The organism is Bordetella parapertussis (assembly GCF_020735925.1).
Taxonomy (GTDB): domain Bacteria; phylum Pseudomonadota; class Gammaproteobacteria; order Burkholderiales; family Burkholderiaceae_B; genus Bordetella; species Bordetella pertussis.
This window is the reverse complement of sequence record NZ_CP085971.1, coordinates 1,796,661-1,812,716: the sequence shown is the minus strand read 5'-3', so window position 1 is coordinate 1,812,716 and position 16,056 is coordinate 1,796,661. Positions and strand designations below refer to the sequence as shown.

At 67.0% G+C, this 16,056-nt stretch carries 17 protein-coding genes and 1 pseudogene; 11 read left to right on the top strand and 7 right to left on the bottom strand.

Annotated features, from left to right (window positions below; translation table 11 throughout):
• Window positions 1–16 precede the first annotated feature (16 nt).
• Window positions 17–1,027, bottom strand: a complete 1,011-nt coding sequence (locus tag LK409_RS08655) for an amino acid ABC transporter substrate-binding protein (RefSeq protein ID WP_010928382.1) — start codon at window positions 1,025–1,027, stop codon at window positions 17–19.
• Window positions 1,024–2,208, bottom strand: a complete 1,185-nt coding sequence (locus tag LK409_RS08650; protein WP_010928381.1) for an amidohydrolase — start codon at window positions 2,206–2,208, stop codon at window positions 1,024–1,026. The genes LK409_RS08655 and LK409_RS08650 overlap by 4 nt, the downstream gene beginning before the upstream one ends.
• 372 nt (window positions 2,209–2,580) lie before the next feature.
• Here LK409_RS08650 and LK409_RS08645 point away from each other — a divergent pair, with 372 nt between their 5' ends.
• From LK409_RS08645 to LK409_RS08600, 11 genes and pseudogenes are all read left to right on the top strand, one after another.
• Window positions 2,581–3,783, top strand: coding sequence for a diaminopropionate ammonia-lyase (locus LK409_RS08645; RefSeq protein WP_003809714.1), 1,203 nt, complete (start codon window positions 2,581–2,583; stop codon window positions 3,781–3,783).
• A 234-nt stretch (window positions 3,784–4,017) separates the two neighbouring features.
• Window positions 4,018–4,521: an Lrp/AsnC family transcriptional regulator gene (locus LK409_RS08640; RefSeq protein WP_010928380.1), complete on the top strand. Its 504-nt coding sequence runs from the start codon at window positions 4,018–4,020 to the stop codon at window positions 4,519–4,521.
• A 189-nt stretch (window positions 4,522–4,710) separates the two neighbouring features.
• Window positions 4,711–5,382: a GntR family transcriptional regulator gene (locus tag LK409_RS08635; RefSeq protein WP_010928379.1), complete on the top strand. Its 672-nt coding sequence runs from the start codon at window positions 4,711–4,713 to the stop codon at window positions 5,380–5,382.
• Window positions 5,383–5,428: 46 nt separating this feature from the next.
• Complete coding sequence (locus LK409_RS08630; protein ID WP_003809711.1) at window positions 5,429–6,343, top strand: fumarylacetoacetate hydrolase family protein; 915 nt, start codon at window positions 5,429–5,431, stop codon at window positions 6,341–6,343.
• A 40-nt stretch (window positions 6,344–6,383) separates the two neighbouring features.
• Window positions 6,384–6,779, top strand: coding sequence for a cupin domain-containing protein (locus tag LK409_RS08625; RefSeq protein WP_003809710.1), 396 nt, complete (start codon window positions 6,384–6,386; stop codon window positions 6,777–6,779).
• Window positions 6,776–7,834 carry a TRAP transporter substrate-binding protein gene (locus LK409_RS08620; RefSeq protein WP_010928378.1) on the top strand — a complete coding sequence of 353 codons (1,059 nt, stop codon included), beginning with the start codon at window positions 6,776–6,778 and terminating at the stop codon, window positions 7,832–7,834. The genes LK409_RS08625 and LK409_RS08620 overlap by 4 nt, the downstream gene beginning before the upstream one ends.
• Before the next feature lie 78 nt (window positions 7,835–7,912).
• Window positions 7,913–8,425, top strand: coding sequence for a TRAP transporter small permease (locus LK409_RS08615; protein WP_010928377.1), 513 nt, complete (start codon window positions 7,913–7,915; stop codon window positions 8,423–8,425).
• Window positions 8,425–9,705, top strand: a complete 1,281-nt coding sequence (locus tag LK409_RS08610) for a TRAP transporter large permease (protein WP_010928376.1) — start codon at window positions 8,425–8,427, stop codon at window positions 9,703–9,705. The genes LK409_RS08615 and LK409_RS08610 overlap by 1 nt, the downstream gene beginning before the upstream one ends.
• A 34-nt stretch (window positions 9,706–9,739) precedes the next feature.
• Window positions 9,740–10,081, top strand: a pseudogene (locus LK409_RS22665) (SDR family NAD(P)-dependent oxidoreductase); the annotation flags it as partial.
• A 67-nt stretch (window positions 10,082–10,148) separates the two neighbouring features.
• The gene (locus LK409_RS22660) at window positions 10,149–10,568 is read left to right on the top strand and encodes an SDR family NAD(P)-dependent oxidoreductase (protein ID WP_231840526.1); all 420 of its coding nucleotides are present in this window, start codon (window positions 10,149–10,151) and stop codon (window positions 10,566–10,568) included.
• A gap of 19 nt (window positions 10,569–10,587) precedes the next feature.
• Window positions 10,588–10,896 (top strand): Dabb family protein, encoded by a 309-nt coding sequence (locus LK409_RS08600; protein ID WP_003809704.1) that lies wholly within the window; start codon window positions 10,588–10,590, stop codon window positions 10,894–10,896.
• A 43-nt stretch (window positions 10,897–10,939) separates the two neighbouring features.
• Here LK409_RS08600 and LK409_RS08595 read toward each other — a convergent pair whose 3' ends face one another.
• The 5 genes from LK409_RS08595 to LK409_RS08575 form a co-directional block, all read right to left on the bottom strand.
• Window positions 10,940–11,602, bottom strand: coding sequence for a GntR family transcriptional regulator (locus LK409_RS08595; RefSeq protein WP_226376531.1), 663 nt, complete (start codon window positions 11,600–11,602; stop codon window positions 10,940–10,942).
• A 115-nt stretch (window positions 11,603–11,717) separates the two neighbouring features.
• Window positions 11,718–13,112, bottom strand: coding sequence for an NAD(P)/FAD-dependent oxidoreductase (locus tag LK409_RS08590; RefSeq protein ID WP_010928374.1), 1,395 nt, complete (start codon window positions 13,110–13,112; stop codon window positions 11,718–11,720).
• 79 nt (window positions 13,113–13,191) lie between these two features.
• On the bottom strand, window positions 13,192–14,574 hold the full coding sequence (locus LK409_RS08585; RefSeq protein WP_010928373.1) for an amidase: 1,383 nt from the start codon (window positions 14,572–14,574) through the stop codon (window positions 13,192–13,194).
• Window positions 14,571–15,296, bottom strand: coding sequence for an ABC transporter ATP-binding protein (locus LK409_RS08580; RefSeq protein WP_010926176.1), 726 nt, complete (start codon window positions 15,294–15,296; stop codon window positions 14,571–14,573). Before LK409_RS08580 ends, LK409_RS08585 begins: the two co-directional genes overlap by 4 nt.
• Complete coding sequence (locus tag LK409_RS08575; RefSeq protein WP_003819916.1) at window positions 15,293–16,054, bottom strand: ABC transporter ATP-binding protein; 762 nt, start codon at window positions 16,052–16,054, stop codon at window positions 15,293–15,295. The genes LK409_RS08580 and LK409_RS08575 overlap by 4 nt, the downstream gene beginning before the upstream one ends.
• Window positions 16,055–16,056: the final 2 nt, after the last annotated feature.

Below are 16,056 nucleotides of genomic sequence, written 5' to 3'. Positions count from 1 at the left end.
TGCGCCACGGTACGGTTCAACGGAACGGCGGGGTATAGAACAGGCCGCCGTTCTTCCACGAGGCGTTGATGCCGCGCTCGAGGTTGAGCGGGCTGGCCGCGCCAATGTTGCGGTCGAAGATTTCCGCGTACGAACCCACCTGCGCAACGATCTGGTATGCCCAGTCGCCGTTCAGCCCCAGCACCTTGCCCAGGCTGCCTTCCTTGCCCACGAAACGCAGGACTTCCGGGTTGGTCGTGCTCTTGGCCTGCTCGGCGATGTTCTTCGACGTCAACCCGAGCTCCTCGGCCGCCTGCAGCGCGAAGATGGACCAGCGCACCACGCTGAACCAGGCATCGTCGCCCTTGCGCACCGCCGCGCCCAGGGGCTCCTTCGACAGCCGGTCGGCCAGGATCACATGGTCGTCGGGCGCCTTCATCTTGCTGCGCAGCGCCGCCAGGATGCCGGCATCGGCGCTCCAGGCGTCGCAACGGCCGGACTCATAGGCGTTGGCCGCCTCCTGCACCGTCGCGAAGGTGATCACCTCGTTGCTCACCTTGTTGGCGCGGAAGAAATCGACCAGATTGAGCTCGGTCGTCGAGCCCTGGTTGGTGCAGATGGCGCCGCCATCGAGTTCCTTGGCGCTCGCGATGGTTCCCTTCCTGACCAGCACGCCCTGGCCGTCGTAATAGGTCACGCCGGCGTACAGCGCGCCGGCGCCTTCGCGCGACAACGTCCAGGTCGTGGTGTTGAACAGGATGTCGACCTCGCCGGACTGCAGCGCGGTGAAGCGCTGGATCGGATTGAGGACGACAATCTTGTGCCGCTCGGGATCGCCGAACACGGCGGTCGCGATGGCGCGGCAGACATCGACTTCCAGTCCGTGCCGCTTGCCCGCGTCGTCGGGCATCGAGAAGCCCGGCGACCCGGTGGTCGAACTGCACAGCAGATTCCCCCTGGCTTTCACATCCTCCAGGGTTCCCGCGTGGACCGGCGCAGCCGTATGGGCGATGGCGGCGACAAGCGGGGAGGTAAGGGTTTTCTTCACGTTTCGCTCCTGAATTGGGCTTGGGGAAGGCGCGCAAGCGCGATGGCAACAAAGAATCCGACGCCGTAGGGAATGGCCTCGTCGTTGAAGTCGTAGGCGGGGTTGTGCAAGGCCGCGCTCGGGCCGTTGCCAAGATTGACGTAGCAGCCCGGGATGCGCCTGAGCAATTGCGCGAAGTCTTCCGAGCCGTTGCTGGGCGCGGCGGCCGCATCGATGGCGTCGCCGCCGAAGCGGTCCTTGACGATGCCCTCGACCGCGGCGGTGATGCGCGCGTCGTTGACCGTGGGCACGAAGACCCGGCTGTAGTCCACCGACGCGGCGCAGCCATAGCCTGCCGCCACGTGATCGGCGACCCGGCGCATTTCCGCCTCGATCAGGGCGCTGGTTTCCGGCTTGAACGAGCGGCAATCGCCGCTGATCACGACCTCGCCGCTGCTGACGTTGCGCGTCCCGGAGGTCGTCATGTCGGTGCACGACACGATGGCGAACTCGCCTGGCGCGACAACGCGCGACACAATGGTCTGCAGCGCGACGATGACGCCGGCGGCGGCCACCAGCGCATCGCGTCCCAAGTGCGGACGCGCCGAGTGCACGCCCTTGCCGGCGATCCGGATCTCGAAGTTGTCCTCGGCCGACTTGAACACGCCGGCGCGCGTTTCGAATTTGCCCACGGGCAGGCCGGGCGCATTGTGCAGCGCATACGCTTCGCTGGCCGGAAACCGCTCGAGCAGGCCGTCGTCCAGCATGGCCAGCATGCCCTTGCCCCACTCCTCGGCCGGCTGGAACACGAAGTGGATCGTGCCGTCGAAGTCCGGGTTTTGCGCCAGCAGCTGCGCCGCCCCCAGCAGCATGGTGGTATGTCCGTCATGGCCGCAGGCATGCATGTAGCCGTCGTTCCTGGACGCATGCGGACGGTCTTCGGCGGGCGCCTCGGCGATGTGCAGCGCATCCATGTCGGCCCGCAGGATGATGGCCTTGCCGCTGGCGCCGCGCTTGAGCGTGCCGACCACGCCCGTTCCGCCCACGCCTTCGGTCACCGCGATACCGCAGGCCCGCAGCATGGCGGCCACGCGCCCGCTGGTGCGGCGCTCCTGGAAGCCGAACTCAGGGTTCGCGTGGATGTCCTGCCGGATCGCCCGCAGTTCCTTGAATAGCGCGTCATGGCTGAATGGGGTTCCCACACCTGTCTCCGTCGAATCTGCGAATCTCGTCGCGGCGCGTGCGCCGCGGCCTGCGCCGTGCAGCCACCGGCCCGATGGCGGGCGGAGCATGACGGCGGGACAGGCAAAATTCTAGTGAGGGGCATGCGCGCGATTGATGCGTTGTTGCGAGGCTGGGCGCAATATCTGCCCGTTTTGCCGCAACGGCGGGTAAACGTTGCGGGTTTACCCGCGACATCGGCCGCGCGCACGGCGCGCCGCGCGAACGCAAAGCGGTACAAACTTGCGTCCAGGCGCGCGAACTAGCGCGATTGTCGCGGGCGGGCCAGCCTAGAATTTCCAGCGTGCCGATGCACGGCACCCAGGAATTCGCAACATTCATTCGAGGAACCGATGCTCCTTATCAACGCCCACCCCGACCGCAACAAACCGCTGGACGAACCTGACCGGAAGGTCTTCGACGCATCGGCGGCGCAGCAGGCCGAGCGGTTCGCCAGGGCGCGGCCCGGCTACGCGCCGACGCGCCTGGTGGCGCTGCCCGGGCTTGCCCGGGCGCAACGCGTCGCCTCGATCCAGGTCAAGGACGAGAGCACCCGTTTCGGCCTGGGCAGCTTCAAGGCGCTGGGCGGCGCCTATGCCGTGATCCGGCTGGCCTTGCAGCAGGCCTCGCAGGCGCTGGGGCGCGCGGCGGGCATCGACGAGCTCGACTCGCAGGCCGTGCGCGCCGCCGCGGCGGATATCGTCGTGGCCTGCGCCACGGACGGCAACCATGGCAAGTCGGTGGCGCAGGGCGCGGCGCTGGTGGGCGCGCGCGCCGTCATCTTCGTGCATGCCGGCGTGAGCCAGGCCAGGGTCGACGCCATCGCGCAGTTCGGCGCGCAGATCGTCCGGGTCGAGGGCAACTACGACGACTCCGTGGCCGAGGCCACCGCGGTCGCGCAGAAGAACGGCTGGACCATCGTCTCGGACACCTCCTGGCCCGGCTATGAACACATTCCGTCGCTGGTGATGCAGGGGTACACCACCCTGCTGCGCGAAGCGATGCAGGCCATGCCGCAGCCGCCGACCCACGTCTTCATCCAGGCCGGCGTGGGCGGCATCGCCGCGGCCACCGCCGCCTGCATGAGCCTGGCCTATGAAGCGGCGGGCGCCGCGGCGCCGAAGTTCATCGTGGTCGATCCGCAACGCGCGGCCTGCCTGTTCGAAAGCGCGCGCCTGGGCAAACGGGTGCGCGTCGACGAACAGGAGCCGACCATCATGGCGATGCTCGAATGCTACGAACCGTCCATGGTCGCGTGGCGCATCCTGGCGCGCACGGCCCACGCCTTCATGACCGTCGATGAGCAGGATGCCGTGCAAGCCATGCGGACCCTGGCCGCCCCGGCGGCCGGCGACGCCCCCATCGTGGCCGGCGAAAGCGGCGGCGTCGGCCTGGCCGCCTTCCTGGCCGCCGCGCGCGACGACGGCATGCGCCGCGACCTGGGCATCGACGCCGAGGCGCGCATCTTCGTCATCAACACCGAAGGCGCCACCGACCCCGCCCGGTACCAGGACATCGTGGGCCGCACGCCCGAAGCCGTCCTGGCCGGGGCCTGAAGGCAGGCCGGCCGCCGTGCAACACCGGCCCGAATAAAGCCGGGTATTCGGGCCAAAAACGCGCCGCCTACGCAATAAACTACCGCCAGGGGCCGCGCCGGCCGCTGGCGCTCGCCATCGCGCCGGCGCCGCGCGGTCCGCACCGGATGCCGGCCGGCGCGTCGCCGCGCCGCCCATCCGCCACCTGACTCGCGCCGCCCGGCATGCCGGGGCGGCCATCCGGCGTTGACGACCATGGCCATCACCCTCGATGCGTACGATAGAAAAATCCTGGAACTGCTCCAGGAGAACAACCGGCTCTCGCAGCGCGAACTCGCCGGCTCCGTGAATCTGTCCGCATCGGCCGTCAACCGCCGCATCGCCGCGCTGGAGGCCAACAAGGTCATCCGCGCCAACGTCGCGCTGGTCGACCCCGAACTGGTCGGCCGGCCCATCACCCTGATGGTCGAGGTCAAGATCGAGAACGAGCGCCTGGATCTGCTCGACGAAGTCACCAACCGGTTCGTCCGCTGTCCGCAGATCCAGCAGGTCTATTACGTCACGGGCGACTTCGACTTCCTGCTGGTGCTCAACTGCAAGGACATGACCGAGTACGAGCGCCTGACCCGGGAACTGTTCTTCACCGCCGGCAACGTGAAGAAATTCAGGACCGTCGTCGCCATGAACGTCGCCATGAACGTCGCCAAGTCGACGCTCCAGGTGCCGCTGGGCGATGTCCCCGCCCCGCCCGGCGACTAGGCATCCGGCCAGGCCGCACGCGGCCGCGCATGACCCATCGATCTGGCTCGGCCGGCGCGCCCCGCACCGGCGGCCGGCCCGCGCCCGGCCGCCGGTGCGGGGCGCGCTTGCGCTAGCGTAAACCCCTATGGCTATCCCGTGCACAGCATCGTTATATTGCGTACGTAAATTAATCCTGTATACAAAACGATGGCTGGCATACAAAAGAAAGCGGGTGCGCAGTCCGTGTTCGAGGACGTCAGCGCCCTCTTGCGGGACATGATGAAAGACATCACCGAGCCGGTGCGGGTGCGCGAGGAGGATCTCGCCAACCAGCTCGGGGTCAGCCGCACGCCGGTGCGCGAGGCCTTGATCCGCCTGGAAAGCACGGGCATGGTCCACTTGCGGCCGGGCCGCGGGGCCTTGCTGACGCCGGTGACGGACGAGGAATACATCGAGTGGCTCCAGCTGCGCGAACAGCTGGAAGGCTTCGCCACGCGCGAGGCGGCGCTCAATGCCTCGCAGCGCGACGTCGAGCGGCTGCGCGCCCTGTTCGCCCCCTTCATCGGGCTGGACGAGGATGCTTTCGCGCCGGTGCCCTACGGGCAGGCCAATGTCGCCTTCCACAAGGAAATCATCGCGCTGGCCAACAACCGCCTGCTCGAACGCGTCTGGGCGGCGTTCGGCCATCGCCAGACCACCTATCGGCGCCAGACCATCAAGCGCCTGCACCGCTTCGGCACCTCGCTGCGCGAGCACCTGGCCATCATCGACGCGATCGAACGCCGCGACGCCGACCTGGCCGAAAAGCTGGCCAGGCAGCATGTGCGCACGCTTTACGACGCCTTCGTCAAGGCCCTTCAGTCGGGCGGCGGCGCGTGAATCCGCCGCCACCCGACCTAGCCTTCAACCCTGATTCGAGCCTGAAATGAAGTTTCTGACCTTCTCCGTACAGGAGCAATCGCGTCTCGGCATGTTGCTGGACGAAAACCGCGTGCTGGACCTGACCGCCCTGCTGGCCGCGCGCCCCGACCTGGGGTTGCCCGGCGCGCTGCGCAACGTCGGCGAGCTCATCGCCCTGGGCGAGGAGGCGCTGGCCCGCCTGCGCGAACCCGGCCTGCTCGACGGCGTGGACGTCGGCGCCTTGCCGACGCTGCAGGCCGTGCGCGTATTGCCCCCCCTGCCCATGGCGCGCAATGTGTTCTGCGTGGGGCGCAATTACCGCGAACACATCATCGAAGGAAACCTGGCGCGCGGCCGGCCCGCCAACAGTTTTCCCGAGGCCATCGAATTCTTCACCAAGGCGCCCACCGCCGTCATCGGCCATGGCGGCCACGTCAAGCGCCATGCCGGCCTGACCGACAGCCTCGACTACGAAGTGGAGCTGGCCATCGTGATCGGCCGCGCCGGCGCCGACATCCCGCGCGAGAAGGCGCTGGACCATGTGTTCGGCTACACCATCGTCAACGACATCACCGCGCGCGACCTGCAGGCGCGCCACGGCCAGTGGTTCAAGGGCAAGAGCCTGGACACGAGCTGTCCCATGGGCCCGGTGGTGGTGCATCGCTCGGCGATTCCCGACGCCAACAATCTGGCGGTGTCGCTGTCGGTCAATGGCGAACTGCGTCAGCAAGACAACACCTCGGACATGATTTTCGACGTGGCCACCGTGGTCGCGCAGCTTTCGGCCGGCATGACGCTGCTGCCAGGCGACGTGATCGCCACCGGAACGCCCAAGGGCGTGGGATTCGCCCTGACTCCGCCCCGCTGCCTGCAAGTGGGCGATGTGGTGTCCGCCAGCGTGGAGCACATCGGCACCTTGACCAACGAAATCGTCGCTTGATTCCGGACGCGCCTGGCGCGTCCTCCCGGAGGAGAACCCCATGAACATCCCTGACGCACTGAAACCCTATGCCACCGGCGAGCTGGCCTCGCGCTACGTCAACGTCGACGAGCTGGACTGGAAGCCCACGCCCACCCCGGGCATCGACATGAAAATCCTGCTCGACGTGCCCGAGACCGGCTTGCTGACCGCCCTGTTCCGCTGGGCGCCGGGCACCGCGCTGCCCTTGCACGAACACGTCGAGATCGAGCAGACCTATGTCCTCAGCGGCAGCATCGTCGACGACGAAGGCGTAGTCCGGGAAGGCAACTACGTATGGCGCCCGAAGGGCAATCGCCACATCGCACGCTCGCCCGACGGCGCGCTGGTGCTGTCGTTCTTCCTGAAGCCGAACAAGTTTCTGGAAGGCGAGCTGGCGGGCAAAGAGCTCAAGTGAGCAGGCAAGACACCATTCCCAGAACCAGACAGGAGAGACAGATGAAGTTCCACTACAAGCGTGTTGCGGCAGGACTGGCGATTGCCCTCGGGGCCGGCATGGCGATGCAGGCCGCCGCCGATATCCAGGAGCGTCGCGTCAAGTTCAGCTACCCGGTCAGCAAGACCAATCCGGTCGTCCTGGCGACAGACAAGTTCATCGAACTGGTCGGCCAGAAAACCGGCGGCAAGATCAAGGTCACCGGCTATGCCGACGCACAGCTGGGCAACGAGATCCAGGCCATGTCGTCGGCCCAGGGCGGCATCATCGAACTGACCGTGGTCTCGACCGCGGGCGCGGCCAACAACGTGAAGGAACTGGGGATCTTCGATCTGCCGTTCCTGTTCCACTCGGTCGAAGAGGCCGATGCCGTGATCGACGGCCCGGTCGGCAAGGAATTGCTGGGCAAGTTCGCCGCGAAGAACCTGGTGGGCCTGTGCTACTGGGACTATGGCTTTCGCCAGGTCTCCAACAGCAAGCACCCCATCAACAAGGTCGAGGACTTCGACGGCCTGAAACTGCGCGTGCTGCAGAACCGCATCTACATCGACACCTTCAAGGCCCTGGGCGCCAACCCCCTGCCGCTGCCCTATCCCGAAACCTATACCGCCCTGGAAACCAAGGCGATCGACGGACAGGAAAGCGCATACCTGGTGACCAAGAGCAGCGGCTACCAGGAAATCCAGAAGTACATGACGGAAACCAATCATGTGTTCCTGCCGGCGGTCGTCATGGCCAGCAAGCGCTTCTGGGATCGCCTGAGCAAGGACGAGCAGGCCATCATCCAGCAATCGTGCGATGAGTCGGTCGCGTACTTCCGCACGACCAGCCGCGACCTGGAACGGAAAGTCGTCGGCGAGCTGACCGCCGCGGGCATGACCATGAACCAGATCGCGCCCGCGGAGAAGGCGCGCATGGCCCAGGCCACCGCCGCCGTGACCGACAAGTACAAGGCCGAGCTGGGCGCGGATCTGGTCGACCGCACCCTGGCGACGATCAACCAGGCCCGCAAATAACAACAAGCCGGCGCAAGTCGCCGGGTCATGTAAGGAGGCGGTCGCCACGACCGCCCGCTCTCTTCAAGGACGTCGACGATGACAAGAATCGTGCACGCCTATTTCACCCTGCTCAAAGCCGTCATCGTCATTTGCCTGGCAGCCATGGTGGTAATGGTGTTCAGCAATGTGGTGCTGCGTTTCATCTTCAATTCAGGCATTCCCGTTTCCGAGGAACTGTCGCGCTGGAGCTTTGTCTGGCTGACTTTCCTGGGCGCCATCCTGGTGCTGCATGAGCGCTCGCACCTGGGCGTGGACGTGGTGCTGCAGGTGCTCGGACCGCTTGCGCGCAGGGTGTGCCTGATCGTGGCCAACCTGCTGATGATCTACGCGACCTGGCTGATCCTGCTGGGCAGCATCGAGCAGACGACCCTGAACATGGGCGCCAGCGCGCCGGCCAGCGGCCTGTCCCAGGCCTGGTTCTTCGGCGTGGGCGTGGTGTTCGCGGCCTCGACGGGATTGATCCTGCTGTACCAGCTCTACCAGCTCTTCACCGTTCCCGCAGCCAATCTGCACAAACTCATTTCCCCCCACGAGTCGGGAGCCGAATAATGACGCTGGCAATCTTTGTCTTCGTGCTGCTGGCGGGCCTGGCCATCGGCTTGCCGGTCGCGTACGCGCTGATCCTCACGGGCGTGGCGCTGATGTACCAGCTGGACTTCTACGACGCCCAGATCGTGGCCCAGAACCTGCTCAACGGCGCCGACAGCTTTCCCCTGATGGCGGTGCCGTTCTTCATGCTCGCCGGCGCGGTCATGAACGCCGGCGGCCTGTCGGCGCGCATCGTCGACCTGGCCCTCAAACTGGTGGGCCACATCAAGGGCGGGCTGGGATACGTCACCATCCTGGCCGCCTGCATTCTGGCCAGCCTGTCGGGCTCGGCGGCCGCCGATGCGGCGGCCCTGTCGGCCCTGCTGGTGCCCATGATGATGAAAGCCGGGCACAGCCGCGCGCGCTCCAGCGGGCTGGTGGCCTCGTCCGGCATCATCGCGCTGGTCATCCCCCCTTCCATCGGCCTGGTGCTGATCGGCGTCACCGGCAACATCAGCATCACCGGCCTGTTCATGGCCGGCATCGTGCCCGGGATACTTATGGGCATGTCGCTGTGCGTGGCCTGGTGGCTGCTGTCGCGCAAGGAACGGATCCAGCCCCTGCCGCGGGTGGATCGTGCCGAGGTCCGGCAGTCGCTGGTAAGAAGTTTCTGGGCCCTGATGCTGCCGGTCATCATCATCGTCGGCCTGCGCTTCGGCATCTTCACGCCCACCGAAGCGGGCGTGGTGGCCGCGGTGTACGCCATCTTCGTGGCCACCTGCATTTACCGCGAACTGCCCATGCGCCGGCTCTACGAGGTCTTCCTGACCTCCGCCAAGATGACCGCGATGGTGATGTTCCTGGTGGCCGGCGCGCTCGTCTCGGGATGGATGATCACCGTTGCCGGGCTGCCGGCGCAGGTCTCCGACATCATCAGCCCCTTCAGCGACACGCCGACCTTGCTGATGCTGGTCATCATCGGCCTGGTGATCGTGATCGGCATGGCCATGGACATGATTCCCATCGTCCTGATCCTGATCCCCGTGCTGCTGCCTTCGGTGACGGCCGCCGGCATCGACCCGGTCTACTTCGGCGTCGTCTTCATGCTGGCCTGCGCCATCGGACTCATCACGCCGCCGGTGGGCGCCGTTCTCAACGTGGTGGCCGGCGTGACGGGCACCCGCATGGTCGAACTCGTCAAGGGCGTCTGGCCGTTCCTGCTGGCGCAATGCGCGACCCTGCTGCTGCTGATCCCGTTTCCGCAGCTGGTGCTGGCCCCGTATCGCTGGATCATGCATTGAGGCGCCGCCCTCGCCATAGAAGAGAGACATCAGGATGGACCATCAAGACGATTTCACCGGTTGCCGCGTCATGATTTCGGCCGGCGCGGCCGGCATCGGCCTGGCCATCGCCCGCGCCTTCCATGAACGGGGCGCGCGCGTGCAGGTGTGCGACGTCTCGGACGAGGCGCTGGCGGCGGCCGGCGCCGCGCTGCCCGGCCTGGGCGCGTACCGTGCCGACGTGGCCTCGGAAGCCGGGGTCGACGCCTGGTTCGCGCATGCCCTGGCCGAGCTGGGCGGACTGGACGTGCTGGTCAACAACGCCGGGATCGCCGGGCCGACCTCGGCCATCGGCGATCTCAGCGTCGAGGACTGGGACCGCACCATGGCCGTCAACGTACGGGGACAGTTCCTGTGCGTGCGGCGCGCCCTCGAACCGCTGCGGCAATCGTCCAGGGCGGGACGTGCACGTCAACGGCGCCTTCCATTGCGCGCGCGCGGTGCTGCCCGGCATGATCAGCCAGGGCGGCGGACGCATCATCATCACTTCGTCGGTGGCGGCCCTGGCGTGCATGCCCGGCATTGCCGCCCATTCCGCCGCCAAGGGCGCCCTGGCGGCATTCACCCGGGCATTGGCGGTGGAATACGGCGGCCAGGGCGTCACCTGCAATGCCCTGGCGCCAGGCTTCGTGCGCACCGGTTTCACCACCGCGCTGCAGGAACGCGAACAGTTCAACGACTTCCTGAAAAGCCAGGTCCCGCTGGGCCGCTGGGCCGACCCCGACGACATCGCCCCGGCGGTCGTGTACCTGGCGTCGCAGGCCGGCCGCTTCGTCAATGGCCATGTCCTGGCCATCGACGGCGGACTGCTGGCGCACATGTGATTCACGCTGACGACAAGGAGTGACGATGTTCCTGCATGTGGTGATGATGGAATTCGACGATGGCATCGACGCCGGATTCTTCCGGACCGTGGACGAATACGTGGCCCGCATGAAGCGGGAATGCGACGGCCTGCTGCTCTATCACTTCGGCGAGAACGTGGCGGCGCGCTCGCAGGGGTACACGCACGCGACCAGCTCGGCCTTCGTCGATGCGGCCGCCCACGATGCCTACCAGGTATGCCCCGCGCACGTGGCCATGAAGGCGTTCATGGGCCCCCGCATCAAGCGGGTGGTGGTGTACGACGGGGAAGTGCCGGCCATCGGCTGAAGCGCGGCCGGCGCGCCATCGCGGCGCGCCGGCCGGTCGCGGGCTAGACGACGTAGCGCTCGTATTTCTGGATCGCCGCGCGGTTGTTGCGGTTCAGAATGCCCATGAGCTGTTCGGCCTCTTCGGCGTCCGAGCGCGCCAGCGCCGCCAGCACCGCCCGGTAGTCGGCCACCATGGTTTCGGCGCGCCCGGGCAGCAGCACGACCCGCTGCCGCACCACGCGGATGCGCTCGTGAATGCGTTCCGCCAGATCGGACAGGACCGGGTTGTTGGCCGCCGTCTGCAGGCGATTACGGAACGTCTCGATCAAGGAAATGAGCCGATCCACGTCCCCCGTTTCCAGCGCCTTCTGGAAAGGCTCGCCGAACTGCTCGACCAGGTCCGCCCAGTCTTCGGGGCGGGTCTGGCGCGCGGCCAGCCGCACCATCATGCCGTCGAGCGCCTCGCGCGCATCGTAATAGTGATACACCCACTGCATGTCCACATGCGCGACCACGGCCCCCTTGTTCGGGATGCGCCGGACGATGCCGCGATCTTCCAGGACCGCCAGCACCTCGCGCGCCATTGCCCGCGGAATGCTGTAGTTGTCGACCAGTTCCTCTTCCGTGAGACGGGCGCCGGGAAGAATGGACTGCAGGGAAATTTTCTCTCGCAGGTTGGTAAGTACGGCCTGGATCGTGCTGGCCGGGCGTCTGGCTTGGGTCATAAATTCCGGGGATAGAGGACGGCTGTGTATTGTTGCCTGAAAATTCGCCATAGATTATAGCCAATAATTTATGCAATCTTGTATGTCAGAAAAAACACAATCCAGCCGGACGCCGCTATGCTTTCTCCTTCCTGGCCACCGGCACCAGCCCGCCAGGCGCCAGCCCGGCCAGCATGGTATCGAGGCGCGCCGGCGCCTGGCCCTGGTCTTCGGCCGCCTCCTTGCGCACCAGCGCCGCCTTCACCACGCGCGAACCCACATAGCGGAACGGCTCCGGCGGGAAGCGCCCGCGCAGCCCGCGCGCCAGCGCCGAGTGTCGCCAGGCGTCATCGTTTTCCAGCACCATCGACGCCAGGAATTTGCCGCCCAGATAGGTCGGGCCCACGCCGTTGCCCGAATAGCCGTATCCGTAGACGATATCCGGATGTCCGCCCAGATGGCCGAAGCACGGCAGCCCGTCCATGCTGCGATCGATGGGCCCGGACCAGCTGCGCACGATGCCCAGCGGGGCCAGGGCCGGATAGAACCGGTGCAGGATCGCCGCCACCTCGCGGGCGAACCCGGACGGGCCCTCGTACAGCCGCCCCACCGCGCCGTTGAAGGCGAAGTCCCCGCCGCCTCGGCCAAACACCATCTCGCCGGCGCAGGTGTTCCGATAGTAATTGGTGAACAGGCGCGAATCGGAAATCGCCACGCCGCTGGTCAGGCCGATTTTTTCAAGCGCCTCGGGATGCGGCGCCGTGGCCACCAGATCGCTGCCCACCACCACGACCCCCTTGTTCAGCTCGCGAAAGCGGGTGCTCCAGGCATTCATCGCCAGCACGACCTTGGCCGCGCGCACCTCGCCCCGCGCCGTGGCCACCGTGGGCTGCGGACGCGCGCGCAGCGACCGCATGGGCGTATGCTCGTATATGCGGATACCCTTGGCCAGCGCGATCCTGCGCAGGCCGCGCACGTACATACCGGGATGCACCGTCGCCGAAGACCTGGAAAGCACGCCGGCCAGGTGCGCGGCGCTGCCCGACAGCCGCCGCACCTCGTCGGCCGGCAACGCGACAAAGGCCTGCTGCCCATGGCGAGCCAGCAGTTCGATGCACGGCATCCACGAATCCACCTGCGCGGCATTGCTGGCCGTCCACAGCCAGCCGTCCTGGCGCAGCTGGGCATCGACGCCATGGCGCTTCAGGTACCCGGCCACGTCGGCGGCGATGCGTTCGGACTCGCCCAGCAGGCGCAAGGCCTCGTCCGTGCCGCAGACCTTGAGCAAGGTCTCGAATTTCGCCGCCCAGCTGAGCATGAAGCCGCCGTTGCGTCCGCTGGCGCCGGCGCCGCACTCCTGCGCCTCCAGCAACACGATGTCCAGGCCGGGCGATTGCTCGCGCAGTTGCAGGGCCGTCCACAGGCCGGTGTATCCGCCGCCCACGATACAGACGTCGGCCCGCGTCGCCCCCTGCAAGGCGGGGCAGGCAGGCTCGCTGCCTCTTGCCTGGTCTAGCCAGAGACTACTCATAGGGAAATCCAACTGGAGAAGGGAGCGGCAACCCGCCGCATCGGCGGCGGGTTGCCGGGCGCGTCATGCAACAGGCCGGTCAGACGTCGTGCACCCGCGTTCCCAGGATGCTCTCGACGCAGCGGGCCCAGTACAGGAAGCGCGCGTCCTCTTTCTGGAACCCCACCAGCTGCAGGCCGACCGGCAGGCCGCGCGGACCGCGCGCGATGGGCAGCGTCAGCGACGGGTTGTGCAGCAGCGTCCAGATGCGGATGAAGATGTTGCTGCCGGTATCGCTGACATCCGGCGCCTCGCCCAGGGTCGCAGGGGTGGGCAGCACGTCGACATCGCGGGCGACGTCCAGGAAGGCGCGCCGGCAGGCGTCGGCCAGGTCCAGCGTGCGGGCGTAGTCCTGCGCGGTGTCGCGGTCGCCCTTGTCCAGGTACTCGAGCAGCGCCGGGTCGCACTTGTCATGGTGGTCGCGCCGGATCTCCTTGAACGAGCGGGCCAGGTCGTAGGCCATGATGATGTCATGGTCGTCGGCGATCTGCGTGAAGATCTTCGGCATGTCCAGCACCTTGACCCGCACGCCGGCCTGCTGCAGGCGCGCGACGGCGTCGTCGAACGCCTCGCGCACGCAAGGCTCCGCATCGTCCCAGCCCAGCGGACGCCACACGCCCACGGTGAAGTCCCGCCTGACCGCCAGCTCGCTGTCGAAGCGGGGGTCGCCCAGCGCCTCGCCGAACAGGATCGACAGGTCGGCCACCGAACGCGCGATCGCGCCCAGCGTATCGAGCGGACGGGAGTAGCGCCGCAACCCGGCATAGGGCAGCGTATCGATGGTCGGCTTGAAGCCGACGGCCCCGCAGAACGTCGACGGCCGCACGATCGAGCCCCCGGTCTGGGTGCCCAGCGAAATGGGCGTCTGGAAGTCCGCCACCGCCGCCGCGGAGCCGGCCGAGGAGGCGCCCGGCGTGCGCGACGGGTCGTGCGGATTGCGGGCCGGGCCAGGCAGCATGATGGAGTGCCGCGACACCGTGTTCTTGCCCAGCAGCACCACGCCCAGCTCGCGCATCAGGCGCGTGACCGCCGCGTCTTCGGCAGGACGGCGGCCGGGGAAGATCTCCGGATCGCCCAGCTCGGTCGGCATGTCGGCGGTATCGATGATGTCCTTCAGCCCCAGCGGCACGCCGTCCAGGCGCTGGCGCCGCCCTTCGCGGTCCACCAGGCGGGCACGCTCGAGCGCCTTGTCCGCGTTGACATAAACCCAGGCCTTGACGACGGGATTGCGCGACGCGATGCGCTCCAGGCACGCCTGGGTCCATTGCTCGCTGCTCAGTTTGCCCGCCTCCATTTCACGCAGCCCCTGCTCGACCGTCAGCGCGGCGATGCGGGAGGGGGCAGGCCGGCGCTCGGCCGGTTGGGACACAGTACGTTCTTCAGACATCGAAATCACTCCTTGGGTAGAAAAAGCCTCGTTCACGAGTCTTGGTTGGAAGCGGCGGACCGGCCTATGTACAGGTCCGCCATTTCTTGGTTCTGCAAAAGGGCCTGGGCCGTATCGGCAAGCACGATGCGGCCGGAATCGAGGATGTAGCCCCGGTCGCTGAATTCCAGGGCCTGGCGGGCCCGCTGCTCGACCATCAGCACGGCGACGCCCAGTTCGGGCAGGCGCTTGACCTCCCTGAAGACCTGCTCGGTCAGCGCCGGGGACAGGGCCGCCGACGGCTCGTCCAGCAGCACCAGGCTGGGCTTGGACATCAGGGCCCGGGCGAAGGCCAGCTGCTGGCGCTCGCCGCCCGACAGGTTCTCGGCCTGGGTGCGGCGCCGCTCGGCCAGCACGGGAAAGAGCGTCAGCATCCGGTCGATCATGGCCTTGCGGTCGTCGACGGCCTCGACCACCTGCAGGTTCTCCATGACGGTCAGGGTGCCGAAGACGTTGCTGACTTGCGGCACGTAGCCGATGCCCTGGAAGATCCGCCGCTCGACCGGCAGCTCCTTCAGGCTCTTGCCGTTGAGCACGATGCTGCCGGCCACCCTGGGCAGCAGGCCCATGACCGCCTTGATCAGCGTGGACTTGCCCGCTCCGTTGGTGCCGGCGATGGTGACGATCTCCTTTTCCGACACGGACATGTCGATGCCCTGGACGATCGGCGTCTCGCCGTAGCCGGCCGACACATTCTCCAACTCAAGTATCGTCTTCATACGGTCCCGCCCATATAGGCTTCGCGGACGCGCTCGTCCGCCAGGACATGTTCCGGCGTGCCTTCGCACAGGACCTTGCCCCGGTCCATGATGTACATGCGCGGCACCAGCTCCGACAGCGCCTGCAGGTTGTGTTCGATGATCAGCACGGTAATGCCCTGCTCGTTGAGCTCGACGATGCGCCGCGAAAGCTCATCGACCAGCACGGGGTTGACGCCGGCGAAGGGCTCGTCGAGCATGATGAAGCCCGGCTTCATCATGAGCAGCCGCCCCAGCTCCAGCAGTTTCTTCTGCCCGCCGGACAACTTGCCGGCGAGCACATTGGCCACCTTGGCAAGATTGAGGAATTCCAGCAGGTCCTGCGCCCGCTCGCGGATCTCGGCCTCCTGCCGCCGCACGCGCCCCGGCGACAGGAACAGCGTCCCGAGATGTTCGCCACGTTGGTCCGGCGCGGCAGCCATCATGTTTTCCAGCACGCTGAGCTGGCCGAATTCGCGCGGCACCTGGAAGGTGCGCGCCAGACCGAGATTGACCCGGCGCTGGACGCCGAACTGCGAAATGTCCTGGCCGTCGAAATGCACCCTGCCGCCTTGCGCGGGCACATAGCCGCCGATGACGGAGAACAGGGTGCTCTTGCCCGCGCCGTTGGTGCCGATCAACCCCACCCGCTCGCCTTTCTCCACGGCGATCGAGACGTCGTCGAGCGCGAGCAGGCCGGCAAACCCCGCGCGGATGTTCTGGACGGAAAGCTGTGCCATGT